Annotated in this window: 20 protein-coding genes; 14 read left to right on the top strand and 6 right to left on the bottom strand. The window is 37.2% G+C overall.

What is annotated here, in order from left to right:
* Positions 1-87: 87 nt before the first annotated feature.
* Entirely contained in the window at positions 88-189 is a 102-nt protein-coding gene (locus MW695_RS11920) for a spore protein (RefSeq protein WP_148296413.1), read from the bottom strand.
* A 169-nt stretch (positions 190-358) separates the two neighbouring features.
* Here MW695_RS11920 and MW695_RS11915 point away from each other — a divergent pair, with 169 nt between their 5' ends.
* Together MW695_RS11915 and MW695_RS11910 are read left to right on the top strand one after the other, a co-directional pair.
* Entirely contained in the window at positions 359-607 is a 249-nt protein-coding gene (locus tag MW695_RS11915) for a hypothetical protein (RefSeq protein WP_247105549.1), read from the top strand.
* A 68-nt stretch (positions 608-675) separates the two neighbouring features.
* Positions 676-1,068: a YppE family protein gene (locus MW695_RS11910; RefSeq protein WP_247105548.1), complete on the top strand. Its 393-nt coding sequence runs from the start codon at positions 676-678 to the stop codon at positions 1,066-1,068.
* 70 nt (positions 1,069-1,138) lie between these two features.
* Here MW695_RS11910 and MW695_RS11905 read toward each other — a convergent pair whose 3' ends face one another.
* The gene (locus MW695_RS11905; RefSeq protein ID WP_247105547.1) at positions 1,139-1,339 is read right to left on the bottom strand and encodes a hypothetical protein; all 201 of its coding nucleotides are present in this window, start codon (positions 1,337-1,339) and stop codon (positions 1,139-1,141) included.
* Between the two features lie 192 nt (positions 1,340-1,531).
* Here MW695_RS11905 and ilvA point away from each other — a divergent pair, with 192 nt between their 5' ends.
* Positions 1,532-2,779 carry a threonine ammonia-lyase IlvA gene (gene ilvA / locus MW695_RS11900; RefSeq protein WP_247105546.1) on the top strand — a complete coding sequence of 416 codons (1,248 nt, stop codon included), beginning with the start codon at positions 1,532-1,534 and terminating at the stop codon, positions 2,777-2,779.
* A 35-nt stretch (positions 2,780-2,814) separates the two neighbouring features.
* On the top strand, positions 2,815-3,720 hold the full coding sequence (locus MW695_RS11895; RefSeq protein WP_247105545.1) for a chemotaxis protein: 906 nt from the start codon (positions 2,815-2,817) through the stop codon (positions 3,718-3,720).
* Between the two features lie 195 nt (positions 3,721-3,915).
* Here MW695_RS11895 and MW695_RS22825 read toward each other — a convergent pair whose 3' ends face one another.
* A complete protein-coding gene (locus MW695_RS22825; RefSeq protein ID WP_308446087.1) occupies positions 3,916-5,064 on the bottom strand; it encodes a C40 family peptidase in 1,149 nt (382 codons plus the stop codon).
* Between the two features lie 137 nt (positions 5,065-5,201).
* Here MW695_RS22825 and MW695_RS11875 point away from each other — a divergent pair, with 137 nt between their 5' ends.
* The 5 genes from MW695_RS11875 (at position 5,202) to MW695_RS11855 (ending at position 7,880) form a co-directional block, all read left to right on the top strand.
* Positions 5,202-5,726, top strand: coding sequence for a type 1 glutamine amidotransferase domain-containing protein (locus tag MW695_RS11875; protein ID WP_247105543.1), 525 nt, complete (start codon positions 5,202-5,204; stop codon positions 5,724-5,726).
* A gap of 2 nt (positions 5,727-5,728) precedes the next feature.
* Entirely contained in the window at positions 5,729-6,640 is a 912-nt protein-coding gene (gene rnz, locus MW695_RS11870; protein ID WP_247105542.1) for a ribonuclease Z, read from the top strand.
* 62 nt (positions 6,641-6,702) lie between these two features.
* Positions 6,703-6,963, top strand: coding sequence for a DUF2524 family protein (locus tag MW695_RS11865; RefSeq protein ID WP_247105541.1), 261 nt, complete (start codon positions 6,703-6,705; stop codon positions 6,961-6,963).
* Between the two features lie 145 nt (positions 6,964-7,108).
* On the top strand, positions 7,109-7,438 hold the full coding sequence (locus tag MW695_RS11860; protein ID WP_247105540.1) for a thioredoxin family protein: 330 nt from the start codon (positions 7,109-7,111) through the stop codon (positions 7,436-7,438).
* A gap of 4 nt (positions 7,439-7,442) precedes the next feature.
* Complete coding sequence (locus MW695_RS11855) at positions 7,443-7,880, top strand: BrxA/BrxB family bacilliredoxin (RefSeq protein ID WP_247105538.1); 438 nt, start codon at positions 7,443-7,445, stop codon at positions 7,878-7,880.
* Between the two features lie 63 nt (positions 7,881-7,943).
* Here MW695_RS11855 and MW695_RS11850 read toward each other — a convergent pair whose 3' ends face one another.
* Complete coding sequence (locus MW695_RS11850; protein ID WP_247105537.1) at positions 7,944-8,666, bottom strand: metallophosphoesterase family protein; 723 nt, start codon at positions 8,664-8,666, stop codon at positions 7,944-7,946.
* 176 nt (positions 8,667-8,842) lie between these two features.
* On the opposite strand from MW695_RS11850, the gene MW695_RS11845 reads away from it, so the two are divergent.
* Genes MW695_RS11845 through MW695_RS11830 form a run of 4 tightly spaced genes read left to right on the top strand, consistent with a single transcriptional unit; the run spans position 8,843 to position 12,192 of the window.
* Positions 8,843-9,976 carry a conserved virulence factor C family protein gene (locus MW695_RS11845; RefSeq protein WP_247105536.1) on the top strand — a complete coding sequence of 378 codons (1,134 nt, stop codon included), beginning with the start codon at positions 8,843-8,845 and terminating at the stop codon, positions 9,974-9,976.
* A gap of 6 nt (positions 9,977-9,982) precedes the next feature.
* Positions 9,983-10,192 carry a hypothetical protein gene (locus MW695_RS11840; RefSeq protein ID WP_247105535.1) on the top strand — a complete coding sequence of 70 codons (210 nt, stop codon included), beginning with the start codon at positions 9,983-9,985 and terminating at the stop codon, positions 10,190-10,192.
* Positions 10,193-10,211: 19 nt separating this feature from the next.
* Complete coding sequence (locus MW695_RS11835; RefSeq protein ID WP_247105533.1) at positions 10,212-10,688, top strand: PH domain-containing protein; 477 nt, start codon at positions 10,212-10,214, stop codon at positions 10,686-10,688.
* Entirely contained in the window at positions 10,681-12,192 is a 1,512-nt protein-coding gene (locus MW695_RS11830) for a PH domain-containing protein (protein ID WP_247105532.1), read from the top strand. Before MW695_RS11835 ends, MW695_RS11830 begins: the two co-directional genes overlap by 8 nt.
* A gap of 215 nt (positions 12,193-12,407) precedes the next feature.
* Here MW695_RS11830 and MW695_RS11825 read toward each other — a convergent pair whose 3' ends face one another.
* Together MW695_RS11825 and MW695_RS11820 are read right to left on the bottom strand one after the other, a co-directional pair.
* Positions 12,408-13,307 (bottom strand): hypothetical protein, encoded by a 900-nt coding sequence (locus MW695_RS11825; RefSeq protein ID WP_247105530.1) that lies wholly within the window; start codon positions 13,305-13,307, stop codon positions 12,408-12,410.
* Between the two features lie 30 nt (positions 13,308-13,337).
* On the bottom strand, positions 13,338-14,333 hold the full coding sequence (locus MW695_RS11820) for a toxic anion resistance protein (protein WP_247105529.1): 996 nt from the start codon (positions 14,331-14,333) through the stop codon (positions 13,338-13,340).
* Between the two features lie 531 nt (positions 14,334-14,864).
* On the opposite strand from MW695_RS11820, the gene gltB reads away from it, so the two are divergent.
* Positions 14,865-19,457, top strand: coding sequence for a glutamate synthase large subunit (gene gltB / locus MW695_RS11815; RefSeq protein WP_247105722.1), 4,593 nt, complete (start codon positions 14,865-14,867; stop codon positions 19,455-19,457).
* Positions 19,458-19,580: the final 123 nt, after the last annotated feature.

The following is a 19,580-nucleotide window of genomic DNA, read 5'->3' as shown; positions in this document are numbered from 1 at the left end:
TGTTCGGGTTTCCAGATAGACACTTTAGTTATGTCCCAGCCTCTTTCTGTTAGTTTTACATATCAAAACTTACAAAGTATTGTTTAATTATTCTGCCGGACGGTTTGGTCCACCTAGCTTTTTATCGCCTTTGTTTAATTCCTTACGTTGCTTTTCCTGTTGTTTCGTTTCTTTATTGTTCTTTGTCATCTAAAGACCTCCTTTTCATTGAAATCGTTCCATAGTTTATCCAAAAAATAGCTTCTCATACAGAATTGGCACTTTCTTTGCCGAATGAATACTAGTTTTGTCTACGTGAAAGGAAATGAATATCGTTCTATGGAATACGTTCAGTACGATAAAGGAGGAGGGTGTTAACATGGAATATGTCATTCGCGTAACTGATCACAAACCAAATGTTCATCATTGCAAAAACAACTCCCAACATGAAAACTATGTCACAGGTGCAACCATACAGAGTAAACTTGATTCAATTGAGAATCTATTTGAAGAATATGATTGTATGAGACATTTAAAGCATGAAAGAAATGTGCAGCATTTAACTGAATTTCATGCAACATTCGCCAAAATGAAAAAACGACTAAAGGCATTTAAAGATGAATGTTGAAAATTGATATTCCTTATTTGCCTTTTGATTTATCGCCACCTTTGATATGATACAAAAAGGAGGGCGTTATGCTAGAACAAAATAAATTAGAACAGTTAGAACGATTAACAAAAGAATTATGTAAACGAAATGATGAAGCAAGAAATGATTTTATACAGGTAGTCAAAAGAGAGGGATATGAGGTTGATTTTTATGGGAAAGTGAAGCCTTTTGCTGATCAGGTGAAGGATATTAGAGACAGCTGGCTTCCATTAGCTGTGTCATTCGTACAGAAGGCTAAACCACTACATCTTCATCCTTCTCAATTGAATCAAACAGAAGAGAATTTAGAAATTGTTGCTATTAAATCATTTTACTCAAAAACAAGTAGAAAACGGCAAATGGAAACTTTTAAATCAGTTGACTTTGTACTGTCACAACTATTAACCGCAATCGATCAATACAAAAAAGAGAGTTATTAGGACAACTAGTAACTCTCTTTTTATATGTACGTATTCCTAACTACAATCAAATGAAGAAAATGAGTGATGATTACCCGTTATCACGAATTTCAAGATAGATTAAATAAATCATTGTCACTATCGATAAGATTGTAAGTGAAACAACAAGCAATCCAGAAGGTTCAGAGCTAGCAGCTTCATCACCATTTTCAGCAGCTGCTGCAAGAACTTGTGCTGGTACCATACAGATTAGCATGATGATTGCTGTTGATAGTATCCATTTTAATTTCATATTCTACCCTCCTCAACAAGAACAGAAAGATCCTTCACTCTATTATAGTAAGCTGGGATTAAATAATCAATCTTATTATGACAAAATCATACAGCTTATTGAGCAACTGCTCAATGGCTTAGGGGTTCGCAAAAGAAAGTCATTGTGATACTATAGATATACTGTAGACAATGAATCGAGAGGGATAGGATCATGGGAATTTTACATATAGAAGATATTATTATTGCAAACCAACGTTTAAAGGACATTGTAACACATACCCCATTACAGAAGAATGAAGTATTGTCAGAACGTTACGAATGTAATGTATTCTTAAAAAGGGAAGACTTACAGGTCGTTCGTTCATTTAAAATTAGAGGTGCCTATTACCAAATTTCTAGCTTATCTGAAGAGGAATTAGATAATGGCATTGTTTGCGCAAGTGCTGGAAATCATGCACAAGGAGTTGCTTACTCCTGTCGTGCGTTGAAAATTCAAGGGAAAATATTTATGCCTTCGACAACCCCGAGACAAAAGGTAGACCAAGTGAAATTTTTTGGTAAGGAATTTGTTGAAGTATTACTTATTGGAGATACGTTTGATGACTCTTACAAACAGGCGCTCAGTTATTCTAATGACTACAATATGGCGTTTATCCATCCATTTAACCAGGAGAAAATTGTTGCTGGACAAGGGACTGTAGGGATGGAAATCATGAATGACATCGATGACAACATTGATTATTTATTTTCTTCAATTGGCGGTGGCGGACTTATTAGTGGAGTAGGGACATATATTAAGAGCATTAGTCCTAGAACCAGACTTATCGGTTGTGAGCCTAGTGGAGCACCATCGATGAAGGAATCATTAAAACAAGGGAAAGTTGTCGAGTTAGAGAAAATTGACAAATTCGTAGATGGTGCAGCTGTTAAAAGAGTCGGTGATATTCCATTTTCCATTTGTCAAAATATCCTTGATGATGTTGTTTTAGTGCCTGAAGGGAAAATTTGTACGACCATTTTAGAATTGTACAACCAAAATGCCATTGTTGCTGAGCCTGCAGGAGCGATGTCAATTGCCGCGCTAGATTTTTATCGTGAAGAGATTAAAGGGAAAAATGTCGTATGTGTTGTAAGTGGAGGCAATAATGACATTGGACGGATGCAAGAAATGAGAGAGCGTTCTCTTATTTATGAAGGGCTACAGCATTACTTTATAGTCCAATTCCCACAACGCGCAGGGGCGTTAAGAGAATTTATATCAGAAGTATTAGGTCCTGATGATGATATTACACGTTTTGAATATACGAAAAAGAATAACCGTTCAAATGGTCCAGTATTATTAGGTGTCGAACTTAAGTATGCTAGTGACTATGATCAATTAATTGATCGCTTAACAAAAAAAGGCTTTGCATATACAGAGCTAAACAAAGATGAGAGTTTATTTCAACTTCTTATTTAATATAGTTCTCTAACTTAAAGGGGAGAAGGTACGACATGGCTGAAAGCAAAAAAGGAATTTTACTAGAAACAGGTACAAATGAATTAGAAGTCATTGTTTTTGAAGTCGGTACAAGCTTATTCGGAATAAATGTTATGAAAGTACGTGAAATTATTCCTGCTCAAACGATTACTCCAATTCCGAATAGCCACCGACATATAGAAGGTATTATTCGGTTACGTGAGGAAGTCATGACAGTAGTCAATTTAACAGATGTATTAGGCTTCGAACCTTCAAACAATTTAAATGATGATAAGTTTATTATTGCAGAATTAAATCAGTTAAAAGTAGCTTTTCGTGTTCAAGATGTTTCTCGTATTCATCGCATTTCTTGGGAAGATATTCAAAAACCTAATGAGCTTGCTCAAAATATCGAAACAGCTGCAACCGGTGTTATAAAAATTGAAGACGAAATGATTCTACTAGTAGACTTTGAAAAGATTCTCGTTGACATAAACCCTGAACGTAGCATATCTGTTCAACAAGTCAAGCAACTTGGTGAAAGAGAAAGAAGTAATAAAAAAATTATAGTGGCCGAAGACTCAGCTATTTTACGTAAATTAATTGGAGATACGTTAAAGGAAGCAGGCTATGATCAAGTTCAATTTTTTGAAGATGGACAAGCGCTTTGGGAGTTCTTATATGGTAAGAAAGATGATGAGAGCTTATTTGATGATCTTCAATTAGTCATTACCGATATTGAAATGCCTAAGATGGATGGACACCATTTAACAAAGAGAATAAAGGAAGATGAAAAATTGCAGCAATTACCTGTTGTCATCTTTTCTTCGCTTATTACAGAAGATTTATTTTATAAAGGTAAAGGAATCGGTGCCGATGCACAAATAAGTAAACCGCAAATTGTCGAACTCATTAAAGTGATCGATCAACTTGTATTGTAATAAGATAGAAAAAAGCGGCTGGGACAAAACCCTTCGCTGAAATGAAAATTTCACCGACTTTTATTATTTAAACTAGTTATGTCCCAGCCTCTTAAACGAGACTAGTGGGCAAAATCATCCGTCGATGATCTTACCCACTAGTCTTAGTATGTTTAAAATAAACAAATTCGTTTCAAGTGTATGATTATAGGTTTCTTAGTAACGTTTTGCACCTATATAACGCTCAGACCAATAATTTTGATCTAAACTAGATATTGTAACACCCGTTGATGATCCGGCATGAATAAATTGTTGATCACCGATGTAGATTCCAGCATGAGAAGGTCCACTACGATATGTAGTGAAAAATACTATGTCACCAACTTGCAAGCTCGACACTGACGCTCCTTCATTGTACAAGTCGTTTGTTGTACGTGGCACAGATATGTGATGCTTCTCAAACACATATTGAATAAAGCCGCTACAATCAAAACCAGCAGTGGTTGTTCCTCCCCACGAATAAGGTGTTCCAATTAAAGAATGGGCTGTATCAATCACATCAGAATGATGATTACGTTCATTTTCCTTATTTGATTTGTCACCTGCTTCTTTACTTTCTATGTCTTCGTTATGTTTAGTCGTATTGATCTGCGTTTCTATCTCATTTTCAACAACGACTTCAGTAGCTTCATATTTGATAATATCATCTGTATTTGCTAAAGCTTCTTTCGTTTCAGGACCGATAATACCATCAACTTGCAAATGATGTTTTTCTTGGAAGAGTTTCACGGCCTCTTTTGTTTTTGGACCAAAAATGCCGTCTATTCCACTATAATATCCAAACTCAGCTAACGTTTCTTGAAAGCTTTCAACTTGTTGGCCTTCGTCGCCAATTTGAAATAGGTGCTGTGAGCTTCCTTTTAAAGATGATGTTTCTTCGGTTGCCGTTAGTACATGATCTAAACTGTTTGGCTGCTCTTCAATAGTAAAACTACTAATCTTCGCCTCGTCAATTTTTAACTGAACTTCATTAGAGTGCAACAAATGTTTAAGTGTTTCTTCATTTGCAACTCCATTCATTTGTAACTGGTGCTGTTTCTGATAGGAAATAATCGCTAACTTCGTCAATAAACCGAATTGACCATCTTGTTCTCCACGATAATAATCAAATGCTTTTAAATACCCTTGAAGATTATAAACAGAGCTATTTCTATCTCCAAATTGTAAAGACTGATGATGAGTCCACTTTTTGGCATGATTAGACAATTCAAGTTGCGGCTGATCAATGGGAAGTGAAATAAAGGAGCTGACTGAACCAACCATCGCTGTTGAGACGAGTAAAGTCCCTTTCGTTTTCGTGTTCACGATTCATTCCTCCTAAGTAAGGTCGTGGTTGTTTCTCTATTTTTATGTGGGAAAAGAGAAGATAGAACACGTGTAACAATTTTGAAAAGAAAACGAACATGTTATACTATCTATAAATGAAAAAGGAGAGTGAAGATATGCGTCTACAGCATAAAAAAGTGATCGCACTTGTTGATGAAGAATTTGAAGATTTGGAATTGTGGTATCCTGTTATGCGTTTAAGAGAGGAAGGAGCAACTGTCCATTTAGTCGGACTGGAAAAGGACAAAACATATATCGGAAAGTATGGTGTCCCTGCTACAACAGAATATGCATTTTCTGAAGTAAAGAGCAGTGAATATGATGGAATTCTAGTTCCTGGTGGCTGGGCTCCAGACAAATTACGTCGATATCCAGAGGTTCTTACTCTTGTAAAGGAAATGGATCAAGCGAAAAAACCAATTGGACAAATTTGTCACGCTGGCTGGGTGCTTATTTCTGCAAAAATATTAGAAGGGAAAATCGTTACAAGTACACCTGGAATTCGTGATGATATGGAAAATGCAGGTGCGACATGGAAGGATGAAGCCGTTGTTGTAGATCATCACATTATTTCAAGTCGACGCCCACCTGATTTGCCTCCATATGCAAAAGCATTTGCAGATGCACTAGTTGGAGAATAGTAATGGAGTTTCACTTTTTAGGTACGGGATCTGGAATACCGTCTAAATCAAGAAATGTAAGTGGGTTAGCTGTTCGTTTTTTGCAAAGAAAAGATGTCTGGTTATTTGATTGTGGAGAAGCGACACAACATCAGTTATTAAGCAGTTCCATTACGCTTTCGAAAATCTCACATATCTTTATAACACATTTGCATGGTGATCATATCTATGGTTTACCAGGACTATTATCGTCACGCTCTGCCCAAGGTGGTCAGAGCAAGTTAACGATTTATGGCCCTGAAGGAGTTAAAGAATTTATTGAAAAGACATTCGAGGTTTCTAAGACATCACTTGGTTATACGATTGACTATGTCATCGTCAAAGATGGATTTAAGGCTTATGAACAAGGGATTACGATTGCAGTCAAACAGCTCGATCATGTCATTGAAAGCTTCGCATACAAGTTAATTGAAGATGAAAAGCCAGGTTCATTGCTAGTGGATAAATTAAAAAATGCGGGCATTTCACCAGGGCCAATTTATAAAAAAATTAAAGATGGAGAACAAGTCACATTAAGTAATGGTGAAACGATCCATAATGCTGACTATGTTAGTTCTCCAGAAAAGGGAAGGCAGGTTGTCATTGTAGGAGATACAAGACCTATTGCTTCTTTAACGCCATTTATCGAAAATGTCGACCTTCTTATTCATGAAGGAACATTTCTTGATGATCGACGCGAGCATGCGAAAAAGTATGGACATTCGACGATAAAAGAGGTCACTAGTTTAGCTAAAAATGCAAACGTCCAATCACTTATTCTTACACATATTAGTTCTAGATATGTTGATATGGAGAATGAATTATTAACTGAAGCTGAGATGGGTTTTCCCAGAGCTATTATTGCCTATGATCACATGATTTACAAATTAATGTGAATAGAACGTATCCTTTTTGGAAAAAGTAAGCACAGTTCATCTTTATGGAGGAGGCTGTGAATATGACTGAACGTAGTCACGTTAAGGAAGTTTTGAATCGTTTCAATCATCAAATCGAAATGGCAGAGGAGATATTTAGAAAATCTCAAACTGTTAATTGGGTTGATGATTCAGATTACATACAGACACAAGAAAATTTACAGGCAATGCATAATGAGCTGGATACGTTAATTCGAACAGCAACACCTGAGCAGCGCGAAGAATTAACTCGAAAACAGCAACAAATTCGACAACTGCAAAATCATATGATTTTAAAGCGATAATCCTTTAAAAAATAAACCGAGCGTATAAATGCTTGGTTTATTTTTTGCGTAATGAATTAATATCAATCATGAAACGTGTACAGCTTATCATAAGACAAGTATACTTATTTTTGTTACAATAGTATTGAGTATGTGAGGTGTCTTTATGATTGAATTAAAAATGGAAGAAATAAACGAACGATTAGCGAAGCGTGAAGATTTATTTGTATTTATTTATACACCTTTATGCGGTACATGCACGGTTGCAAAGAAAATGCTAGAAGTCGTGGAAGAAATGCTACCTATGGTGAAGATATATACAATTAATATAAATCAAGCACCGACTTTTGCTCAAAAGTGGCAAGTGAAAAGTGTGCCAGCACTTTATATCTTTCAGAAAGGTTTTAGTGTAAAGCAAATATATGCATTTCATTCAATCATGCATGTACATCAGCTTTTATTACCTTATACGTTAATGGAGAAAGGGGATATTTAATAATATGTCGATGGCTTATGAAGAATACATGAAACAAGTTGTATTACCAATGAGATTAGAGCTTACTGAAAATGGTTTTGAGGAATTAACAACTTCAGCTGAAGTTGATTCCTATATGGAGAGCGCAGAAGGGACGACACTCGTTGTTATCAACTCTGTTTGTGGTTGCGCCGCTGGTTTAGCACGTCCTGCCGCAGTCACGTCTCTTCAACATGATCACACTCCTGATCACCTAGTAACTGTGTTTGCAGGACAGGATAAGGAGGCCACTGCTCGAATGCGTGAATACGTTGGTGAAATACCACCATCTTCACCATCTATGGCTTTATTTAAAGGGAAGAATCTTGTTCATTTTATTCCAAGAGAGCAAATTGAAGGCGTTGAACCGATGGATATTATTCGTAACCTAGCACTTGCTTATAACGAACATTGTCAATCATAGAAGAATGTGAAAAGGGATGTCCAACCAATCATGTACATTGGTAGACATCCCTTTCGTATTTAATTATGGTCTTACACCATAAAAGATAACGGGCGCCATCGTTTGCGTATTCGGATAGCCGGCTTGTTTGTAGATTTCTACGACATGCTCTCGGTTATATGGAACACGATTTAAATGTAAGCGGTGTCGTCCCTCTTCAACATCAGCTACTAAATAAGAAGCAAGTGGATGACCATCAAAAGGTAAGCCAACGCTACCGACGTTCACGATATTCTTCCCATGCATTGAACGAATATAAGGGTGATGAATATGACCATAAACATACAAATCTGCGTCATCACGCTGCATTAAGTTGTTTTCGATCTTATCAGTTTCATCTGGTAGAACAACATCAAACAGACTTGTTGGAGTCGCATGAAAGGCATGAATGATCGTATCTACTCCTTCATCTAGTACAAGCTCAGTAGGCAATTGGTCTAAAAAATCTAAATCACTTTGATTTAAGCGCTTTAATGTCCAGTCGCGCTCCTGGTTCATCATGTCTAATGTTTGCTTCGGAACTTCTCCTTCTTTAAATCCACGAACAAGCCACTCATCAGCATTCCCTTTTATGACTTTTGCATTTAAAGATTGTACCGTTTCCAATACTCGTTTTGGTTCAGGTCCTCGGAAGCATAAATCACCTAAAATACATATCTTATCGACTTGTTGTTGACGAACATCTTGTAGGACAGCTTCCAATGCTGTTGCATTTCCATGAATATCAGATAAAAAAGCTATTCTCAATAGAAAAACCTCCCTTTTTTCTATTATAACAGACTATTAATAGTATACAGTAAATCATTCCTTTTACATATACTTTTAAAACATCATTTTGTTAGTTCGAGCGGAAGGGTGGCATTGATAGAAATCGTATGATAAAGTAAAACCAAATGAAGAATTGGAAATTGGAGGTATTCGACATGCACATTCATTCAATTGAACCTACACCTAGCCCGAATACAATGAAACTGACATTAAGCGAAAGCTTGGGCGATAGTACTAGAAATTCTTATACAGCAAAAAATAAAGAAGAAGCGCCAAGTTATATACAACAATTATTTGACATCGATGGTGTAAAAGGGGTCTATCATGTAGCGGATTTCATTGCTATTGACCGTCATCCGAAAAAAGATTGGAAACAAATTTTGCCTAAAGTTAGAGAAGTATTTGGTGAAGACCAAGTAAGTGATTCTTCAGAAGAATCAGGTGTGAATGAACATTATGGTGAAGTTAATGTTTTCATACAAATGTTTAAGGGCATCCCAATGCAAATTAAATTAACAGATGGGGAGCAAGAGAAGCGAGAGGGCTTGCCTGATAGATTCACCGAAGCCGTAACAAAGGTCCAGAAACCAGAAGATAACGTTGTACTAGAGCGTAAGTGGGTAGAGAAGGGTGTCCGCTATGGTGAATTGGATCAAGTAGCCAAAGAGGTCGCTGATGAGTTATCCGCTGCATATTCAAGTGAAAGACTTCAAGCATTAATCGCACTAGCTAGTGGAAATCCAACTGAAAAAGAAGCGGCGTTTGCAAGCCGATTTATCGAAGTTACGCCCGAAATGTTAAATGAAGATGACTGGAAGAAGCGATATGCTGTATTAGAACGAATGGACCCAAAGGAAAAGGATATTCCTGTTCTAGAAAAAGCCTTAGATGATGAAAAAGCTTCTATAAGACGATTAGCAACTGTTTATTTTGGTATGATTGAAAAAGAATCTGTTCTGCCCTACTTATACAAAGCATTAAAGGATTCTTCCGTTACGGTACGAAGAACAGCTGGTGATTGCTTATCAGATATAGGGAGTGATGCAGCAATCCCTGCTATGATTGAAGCGCTGGAAGATAAGAATAAGCTAGTTAGATGGAGAGCAGCTATGTTTTTATATGAAGTAGGTAATGAAACTGCCATTCCTGCATTAAAAAAAGCGGAAGCGGATGAAGAATTTGAAGTTGCATTACAAGTGAAAATGGCGCTAGAACGCATTGAAGGTGGTCAAGAAGCAAAAGGATCAGTTTGGAAGCAAATGACCGATGCAAGAAAGAATGAAGGGTAGATTGCGATGATGAAACAAGACATTCTAGATGAATTAAAGAAGCAAAACTTAGATGATATTCTTGAATTAATTGAAGACGCCGAATCAGGTGATTTAGAAGAGTTAGAAGTCGTACATTCAGTTGGCCTATTATATGACCGAACGTTAAATAAACAAGTGATAGATTTATTAAAGGAACTTGGTGTAACGATTATTAATATAAAAGATGAGGAGTAAACTAGAGGAGGAAGCAACCTTGAGGGAAAAACCAACCGAAACACTACCAGAGAAAGCATTACCTTTGTTTCGTTTACAAGCTGCTATCCAATGCATTATAACAGCCCTCGTACCAATTGGGTACGGGGTACTATTATTTTTCTTTTCTTTGCCTAATTGGATTCTATGGGTCTTGATTGCTGTATGGATTATTCATATGGTATTTACAGTGCTAATTTTCCCACCTATCAAGTGGAAGCGCTGGAGCTATGAAGTGTTAGGAGAGGAAGTAGATTTACAATATGGCGTCATTATCATGAAACGAACACTCATTCCAATGACTCGTGTCCAGCATGTCGATACCGTTCAAGGTCCGTTACTGAAGAAGTATAAACTGTCGGCTGTTACTATTTCAACAGCTGCTACTGTTCATACGATCCCAGCACTATCTCAAGAAGTCGCTGATCATTTACGAGATCAAATAGCAACACTTGCGGCGGTGGCAACAGATGACTGAATTAAAGCGTATGCACCCTGCAACCATTTTTATTTCAGCAGTATTAGCCTTAAAAGAATTTCTACTACCAATTATTATTAGTTTATTTATTGGTACAACGACAGACCCGATAGGCTTTTTTCGATTTGAATACATATGGATTTTTCTTTTAGTTGTTGCCATATTATCTGGGCTACTAAGGTGGGTTTTCTTTAAATATCGCGTTAGCGAAGGTCAATTATATATTCAACACGGGGTTTTCATCCGAAAAAAAAGATTTATATACCAGCATAAAGTTCAAAGTATCGATATAACTGCTGGGTTGTTTCAACGGTTGTTTGGGCTCGTTAAACTGAAAGTAGAGACTGCGGGAGGGGGCTCTGAACCAGAAGTATCATTGCTTGCGATTCAAAAAGAAGAGGCAATAAATATTAGACAATATTTAAAGGAAAGCTTTCGTGATGAAACAAATAATAACATAACTACCACAAGTGAAGACATGATCAATGATGAAACAGAAGACGAAACAGAAGTTAAGGAGTACGCAGCTCCGGAAGAGCAGCCTGAATTTCAATGGCACTTAACAAACTCACGTCTATGGATTTCTGCACTTACTTCAAGTGGGATTGGATTAACATTGTCAGCTGTACTCGTGTTATTAGGACAAGTAGAACAATTCCTCCCTGAAGCAATCTATGATCGAGTATTTTCATTCTTTCGTGATAGTGGTCTGTGGCTTCTTCTTTTCCTCTTATTTGCTGGTTTCTTACTAGCATGGCTCATATCCATTGGAGCACATATGTTAAAATACGGTAGCTTTAAAATTGAGAAATATGGAAATGAATTAGTTATTTCACGTGGTATTATCGAAAAACGCCAATTAACAATTGCTTTAAATCGTGTTACAGCCGTTTCAATTGAGAAATCGATTTTAAGACAACCGATTGGTTTTGCGACGGTCTATGTCGAATGCGCCGGTGGGGGAAGTATGGATGAACAACTTTCGACTGTTATTTTACCAATCATCCGTCCTAAAGAGATTCAAGCCATTTTCGCAGAGGTTTTACCACATTACGAAACAAATCATACATTAATATCCATTCCGAAGCGAGCTATTTTCCGTGCTATGAGAAGAATGTCATGGCTGCCAATTGTCGTAACTGCCATAACTTGTTATTTTACATCATACGGCTATTGGGGAATTTTAATCATTCTTCTTTCTCTGCTTTTAGGTTACCTACAATACCGCGATGGAGCAACATCTATGAATGGAGACTTCATTTGCTTGCGCTTTCGAAGGTTAAAACAAACAACGGTGATTTCAGAAAAGAAGAAAATCCAATCAATGGAAAGTCATACTTCCTTTTTTCAAAAACGCAAAAGGCTCGCCTCGATCCAATTTTCAGTTCTTTCATCAATTACTGGGAGGACATATACAGTTGTTGACCAGGATGATGAGAACGTTCAAAGGATATTAGAATGGTATTCAAAAGAGAGCAGTGAGAAAGATGTTCGTTTGTCATGACATCTTTCTCTTTTTTTTAGAATTAATATATATAAGTACATCCAATTTTAAAAGCTAGTAGTAAAAACCTTTAGAGAGTTGGAGACTGATTCAGAGAAGAGCATAGGCTACGTTCGTTACACGTTGATCTGAAAGGAAACACATTCAGATCAACTAAACCCCTTGTAACGACGACGCAATGAAGAAATGACTGCTGCACCGTTTTTCTTAAAGAATTAGGAATTCCGGTCATATCGCATTGATTGGAGCTTAAATAGCTGATCCATTCGAGCGACTCTCTCTTTTTCTAGTTTTTCTTTGTAGTCGATAAGAGTCAGCTCCATTTTGAACAGTGTTAAATAAACGTTCTCCTTTTGCTCAAGTTGATGCTTAGTCGTTAATGAAATATACGTATGTAACAGAGATGGGATATCTTCTCTAAGCATTCGTCGAACAATGTGTTTTTCCTCAAAGTCAAGCATCATAAAATCATCAGCTAACAAAGAGGAATGCTCCAAAATACGTTGTAACCGGTGTTCAATCGAAGGATCCACTTGAAACTTTGAGAGTAGTTGCTTATACCTTTTCGCTTCATCAAGTAGCAAATGTAACTGATTATGATCACTCGTTTTTAAAAGTTGCTCCTGCTGTTGAAGTAATGATTTAGGTGTTTCCGTTAGTGTTGATATATCATTTGATAACACCGAGTCCAAATAGTGAATTCGATAAAATAGTGTTTGAAATAAAGGTGAATCTTTTATAGAACGCGTTTGTGAACGTCCGTCCTTTAAATAGTGTACCGAGGCTTCCTTGCAAACTCCAACGCCATTTACTGCCTTTATATATTTTCTGTAGCAAGTTATCGTCATTCTCTTCTTAATAGGTGCTGTTGAATGCTTAGTATCAGTCATGATTACTTGAATAGTCGGTTGCTTCATCTTAACCTTAATTGACCACTCGCGCTGCTTTCGTTTAAGGACCTTAGCTGATTTAGGTTTGTTTTCCGAAATGCGCACTAATAGCTCCTCCGTATCTTCAATCAAGCGTCTTGTAGCGGAATCACGAATTAAATGCTCTTCAACAGGCTTTTTATGAGCTGGTGTAAAAAAAGATCGTAATTCTTCCATCATTCTCATGTTCAACCACCTCCAGAGCCCAACAGTTCATTATGGTAAAAGTTTTGTTTTCATCTCTTTGTTTAATTGATCTAATTCCGTGATAAATTGCTGACCTGTTTGAATAATTCGATCATTTGATTGCTCGGTAAGTTCAATAGCCTCAAAGACATTTTCATATGCTTTGCGGAACGATTCGAGAGCAATAGCTGGTTCTTCCATCGTCTTTAGTGTCTCTTCAGTATTTGACTTTAATAGTTCAGAGTTAGAGAGCAGCATTGATTCCGTGGCTTCATTTACATTTTTAACCGCATTAATAACCTTTTGTTGATTGGCCAGAGCCATCTGAATCGATGCCGATACAGTAATAACATTCTTCGTCATTGTAATAGCATTGAAAATAGCCTCTTCCAATTTTCCGTTATTTTCCTTAATTAAATCCACAGACGCAAGTGACTGTTGCAAAACCATAACAGCCTGGGACATATTTTTAACTCGTGAGACTACCTTTAGTTGACCTTTTTTTATTTCATTAATCATTTGAGAATCTTGTTCATATTCTAGCTTTTCATTTAACATCGTTTGTAACGTTTGACCTGTTTCGATTTGTTTGTTTAATTTATCAATTCGTTCAATAGCTACTTCTTTCAACTGTTCGAGCATAACATTATCTTCTTGCAACTTATCCTTTCCAGTTAAAAGCCCTTCAACAATTTGCTCAACCTGAGCTTCAACTGTTTGATATTTTTTAGCATATTGTTCAATCGGATTACGGCGTAGCAATTTACTCATCCATTTTTTCGCTTTACTATCTTTAAGGTGTGTTGGCTCTAACTGACTAACCGTTTCTTTCAATTCGTGAAGCTTAGTAGGGAGTGTGTTATTTTGATCATTCATCATTTCTTTAACTGGGCGTTTTAAAGCCTCTAATGATTCCCCAGCTTCTTTTTGTTCAGTTTCCCCAAGCTGGTCAAGTGTTGATAGAACTTTTGCCAATTCTTCATCATTATGCTTCATATCTTGATTCATTTCGTTATTGGAACTCATCAAATTCCTCCTAATATTCAACAAAGTATGTCACTTCCTATTATGATTGATTTTTTCAATTAAGACAATGTTCATAGCTTATGAATACGCATATAATTAATGAAGCTAAATTACAGGCGATGAATTTAGTGGTATACTATGACAATATCAGACTTGTTTTCTCTTCGTTTGTTTTCCAATCATTTTATTTTTAACCAATAAACAGAAGTTACACTTTCAAATCCAATCAATCGTTCGTACTTGAACAAATGTCTTTCTCCAATATACTTTTTCCAAAAGCCAAACACCCCGCATATAGTTGTATATTTATTCATGCTTTATGTATAGAGAGAAAAAAACTAAATGGAATATGCATAATTTAATCAGTCACTAAACCCTTTAACGCAGCAACATAGTAATCGCTTTCAATGGAAATGAATAAAAAAAATAATTTGCCGAAATGTCAGAAAAATGATATGATCCTGTATATTAGCTCATTTAATAAAGGGAGAGTTGATTGCGTTTTTATTTTTTGGAGAAAGGTTGATGCCAATGCGGTACACACAATTCCCGAAGAAACAAGGCTTATATGATCCGCAATTCGAACATGACAATTGTGGGATCGGCTTTTTAGCTCACATGAAAGGGAAACAGTCGCATAAAGTAGTTCAAGATGCTCTTCACATTCTACGAAATCTCGAGCATCGTGGTGGTCAAGGTGATGAAGTAAACACAGGAGATGGTGCAGGTATTCTTCTACAAATCCCGCATCGTTTTTTCAAAAAAACTTGCATTGAAAGTGGATTAAACCTTCCAAATCAAGGTGAGTACGGAGTTGGGATGCTATTTTTGCCACAGGATGAAGAAGCGAGAGGAGCATGTGAAAAGGAATTAGAAGCCATCATAGCAGAAGAGAATCAAGAACTCATAGGCTGGCGCACTGTTCCTGTTGATGATTCGATGCTTGGTAATGCGGCAAAAGCAGCTATGCCATTTATTCGTCAATTATTTATTAAGAAAAATGATTATAAAATGACAGAAGTAGACTTTGAAAGGCAGCTCTATGTCATTCGTAAACGTGCAGAACATGAAATAGGATCAAGGGTTGCTGAACATGAATCGTTCTATTTTACTAGCTTTTCAAGCCGTACTATCGTCTATAAAGGAATGCTTACAACAGAACAAGTAAATCAATTTTATCTTGATTTAAATGACCAAGCGTTTGAATCTGCCATTGCTCTCGTTCATTCGCGTTTTAGTACAAATACATTTCCAAGTTGGGAAAGAGCGCACCCGAATCGTTACATGATTCATAACGGGGAGATTAATACAATTAGAGGAAACGTTAACTGGATGCACGCACGAGAAGCGAAGTTTACCTCTGATGTTTTTGGCAAAGATTTGAGCAAGGTGCTACCCGTTGTTGATAAAGAAGGCTCTGACTCTTCCATGTTTGACAACACGTTAGAATTTTTATCATTAGCTGGACGTTCTATGACACATGCTGCGATGATGATGATTCCTGAACCATGGCAAAACGATACACATATGAGTACTGAGAAGAAAGCTTTTTACCAGTACCATAGTACGTTAATGGAACCTTGGGATGGTCCTACAGCAATAGTTTTCACTGATGGTAAACAGATTGGAGCTTCTCTTGACCGTAATGGTCTTCGTCCATCACGTTATTATGTGACGAAAGATGATTATATTATCATGTCATCTGAAGTAGGTGTTCTTGATGTGAAGCCTGAAAATGTACTAGCAAAAGAGCGACTACATCCAGGTCAAATGCTTCTAATTGATACAGTTGAAGGACGTATTATCCCTGATGAAGAAATAAAAAATGAAATGGCAAAAGAAAAGCCTTATAAGGATTGGGTCAATCAGCATTTAGTAGAATTGGAAGATGTATTGGAAACGGCTCACGTCGATCATACTGATTTCAAATCATTAGAATTACGTCAATTAGCGTTTGGGTATACGTATGAGGAATTGTCGAAGATGATTCAGCCTATGGTCAAGGATGGCGTAGATCCAGTTGGATCAATGGGGTATGACTCACCACTTGCAGTATTATCTAAGAAACCACAATTACTATACAATTATTTTAAGCAGTTGTTTGCACAAGTGACGAATCCTCCAATCGATGCTATTCGCGAAGAAGTCGTTACAGCAATCGGAACAACTATTGGTAAAGAGCGTGACCTTTTAAATCCAGACCCTGAGAGCTGTCGTCACATTCATTTACCGTATCCAATTATTAATAATGAGGAATTGGCTAAGCTTAAGTACAATAAAATGGAAGGCTTTAAGTCGATCACCCTTTCGATTACTTTTGATAGCTCGAAAGAAAATCAGTTAGAATCTGCACTAGAATCTTTATTTACAAAAGCTGATCAAGCGATTAAAGACGGTCATACATTACTAATTTTAAGTGATCGTGATGTAAATAATCATAACGCACCAATTCCAGCGTTACTTGCTGTAGGTGGATTGCATCACCATTTAATTCGTCAAGGAACACGCACGGACGTTAGTATTTTACTAGAATCAGGCGAACCAAGAGAAGTTCACCATTTCTCTGTTTTACTTGGATATGGTGCCGAGGCTGTTAACCCGTACCTTGTGTTTGATTCTATTGATGGCTTAATTCAAGACGGATTACTTGAAGACATTTCTTATATTGAAGCTGTGAACAAATACATTAAAGCAGCTGCTAAAGGCATTATGAAGGTTCTTTCTAAAATGGGTATTTCAACGATTCAAAGTTATAGAGGAGCACAAATTTTTGAAGCGGTTGGAATTTCTCCATCTGTTGTCGATAAGTATTTCACATGGACAACAACACGTATTGGTGGAGTTAATTTAGAAACGATTGAAAAAGAAGTACGCGAACGACATAAGAGGGCTTATTCAGAGCAAGAAGGCGTGGATAAAGCATTGGATCCAGGGGATGATTTACAATGGCGCCGTAATGGTGATCCCCATCAATATAACCCACACACGATTCATATGCTACAAAATGCGTGTCGTTCAACGAACTATGAATTATTTAAGAAATATTCAAAGACTATCAATGAACAGTCTAAAGAACAAACAACATTACGTGGCTTATTAACGTTTAAAAACGGACAAAACTCAATTTCAATTGATGAGGTAGAGCCCATTGAAGAGATTGTGAAACGATTCCGTACTGGAGCAATGTCTTTTGGTTCAATCTCACAAGAGGCTCATGAAACATTAGCGATTGCTATGAACCGTCTAGGTGGAAAAAGCAATACTGGTGAGGGCGGGGAAGATCCAGATCGTTTTACACGTGATGAAAACGGTGATTTGCGTCGTAGTTCAATTAAACAGGTTGCATCTGGTCGATTTGGCGTAACGAGCCATTACTTAGTGAATGCAGATGAAATCCAAATCAAGGTTGCACAAGGCGCAAAACCTGGTGAAGGTGGTCAATTACCTGGTAATAAAGTATATCCTTGGGTAGCAGAAGTCCGTGGATCAACTCCAGGGGTAGGGCTTATTTCTCCTCCGCCACATCATGACATATACTCGATTGAAGATTTGGCAGAGCTCATTCATGATTTAAAAAATGCCAATCCTTCAGCAAAGGTAAGTGTTAAGCTTGTCGCTGGTACTGGTGTTGGTACAATTGCAGCTGGTGTAGCAAAGGGTCGAGCAGACGGTATTATTATTAGTGGTTATGATGGCGGTACAGGTGCTGCTGCTAGAACAAGTATTAAACATACTGGATTACCATGGGAAATCGGCCTCGCTGAAACACATCAGACCCTATTGTTAAACAATTTACGTGATCGAGTAACAGTAGAAACGGATGGTAAATTAATGACTGGACGAGACGTTGCAATTGCGGCAATGCTTGGTGCAGAGGAATATGCCTTCTCTACTGCTCCGCTAGTCGTCTTAGGATGTATTATTATGCGTGTCTGTCATTTGGACACATGTCCGGTAGGTATTGCGACTCAAAACCCAGAGCTTCGTAAAAAATATATGGGTAAGCCTGAGCATGTAGAAAACTTCATGAAATTTATCGCTCAAGAAATACGAGAAATTATGGCTGAACTAGGTATTCATAAGTTAGATGACCTAATCGGGCGTACAGATCTTCTTGAAGTAAATAAAAATATTGAAAATGATAAAGCAAAACAAGTTGATTTATCAAACTTATTATTTAAACCAGCGTCTGAATCACAAGAGCGTCAATACAAGACGAAGGAGCAAGATCATCAACTTGAGCAATCGCTCGATCAGCGTGAATTATTGCCTGCCAGTCAACCAGCGATTTTAAATGGAGAAAATGTAAAAGGTACCTACCTTGTTCGTAATATTGACCGGGTGGTCGGTACGATTGTTGGAAGTGAGATAAGTAAAAGATACGGTGCAAAAGGATTACCTGAAGATACCATTATGTTTGATTTCAAAGGGTCTGCTGGTCAAAGCTTTGGGGCGTTTGTGCCAAAAGGGATGACAATGCGTCTTGAAGGAGATGCCAATGATTATCTTGGTAAAGGATTATCAGGTGGTAAGATCATTGTATATCCTCCAACTAACGCCGATCTAAAGTCTGATGATAATATTATAATTGGAAACACAACTTTCTACGGAGCAACGAATGGAGAAGCTTATATAAATGGTATAGCTGGTGAACGTTTTGCTGTTCGTAACTCAGGTGTGAAAGTTGTTGTTGAAGGTGTCGGTGACCATGGACTTGAGTACATGACTGGTGGAATTGTTGTCAACTTAGGAAAAGTTGGGAAAAACTTCGCTGCCGGGATGTCTGGTGGAGTCGCTTATGTATACGATCCGTATGGTACGTTTAGTGAGCACTGTAACCAAGAAATGGTATTGTTAGAACCTATTTCATCACAAGAGGATATCGAAGAGCTTAGAACATTACTTGAAAATCATCAAAATTATACAAGTAGTGAAAATGCTACTTACATCCTTGGAAATTGGGCTAATGAAGTTTCAAAGTTTGTTAAAGTCATTCCTAAAGATTACAAAAGAATGCTTGCAGCAATTGAGCGTGTTAAGCAGGATGGTTTAACTGGACTTGATGCGGTTATGGTAGCATTTGATGAAAATAAAAATGACAAATCGCGTGTAAGTGGTAAATAAAGATAGTGAAGCACAAAGGAACGACCTGTGCTCTGTTGAGGTTCGTTGCTTATGGATTTATAAGCAACGATGCTCTCATGTGCATGTAACATAGTTCTATGATTACCTTTTTAAAAAGGGGAA

The organism is Halalkalibacter sp. APA_J-10(15) (genome assembly GCF_023017105.1).
Taxonomy (GTDB): Bacteria; Bacillota; Bacilli; order Bacillales; family Bacillaceae_D; genus Halalkalibacter.
The sequence above is the reverse complement of the archived record's forward strand: the minus strand, read 5'-3'. Positions and strand labels throughout refer to the sequence as shown.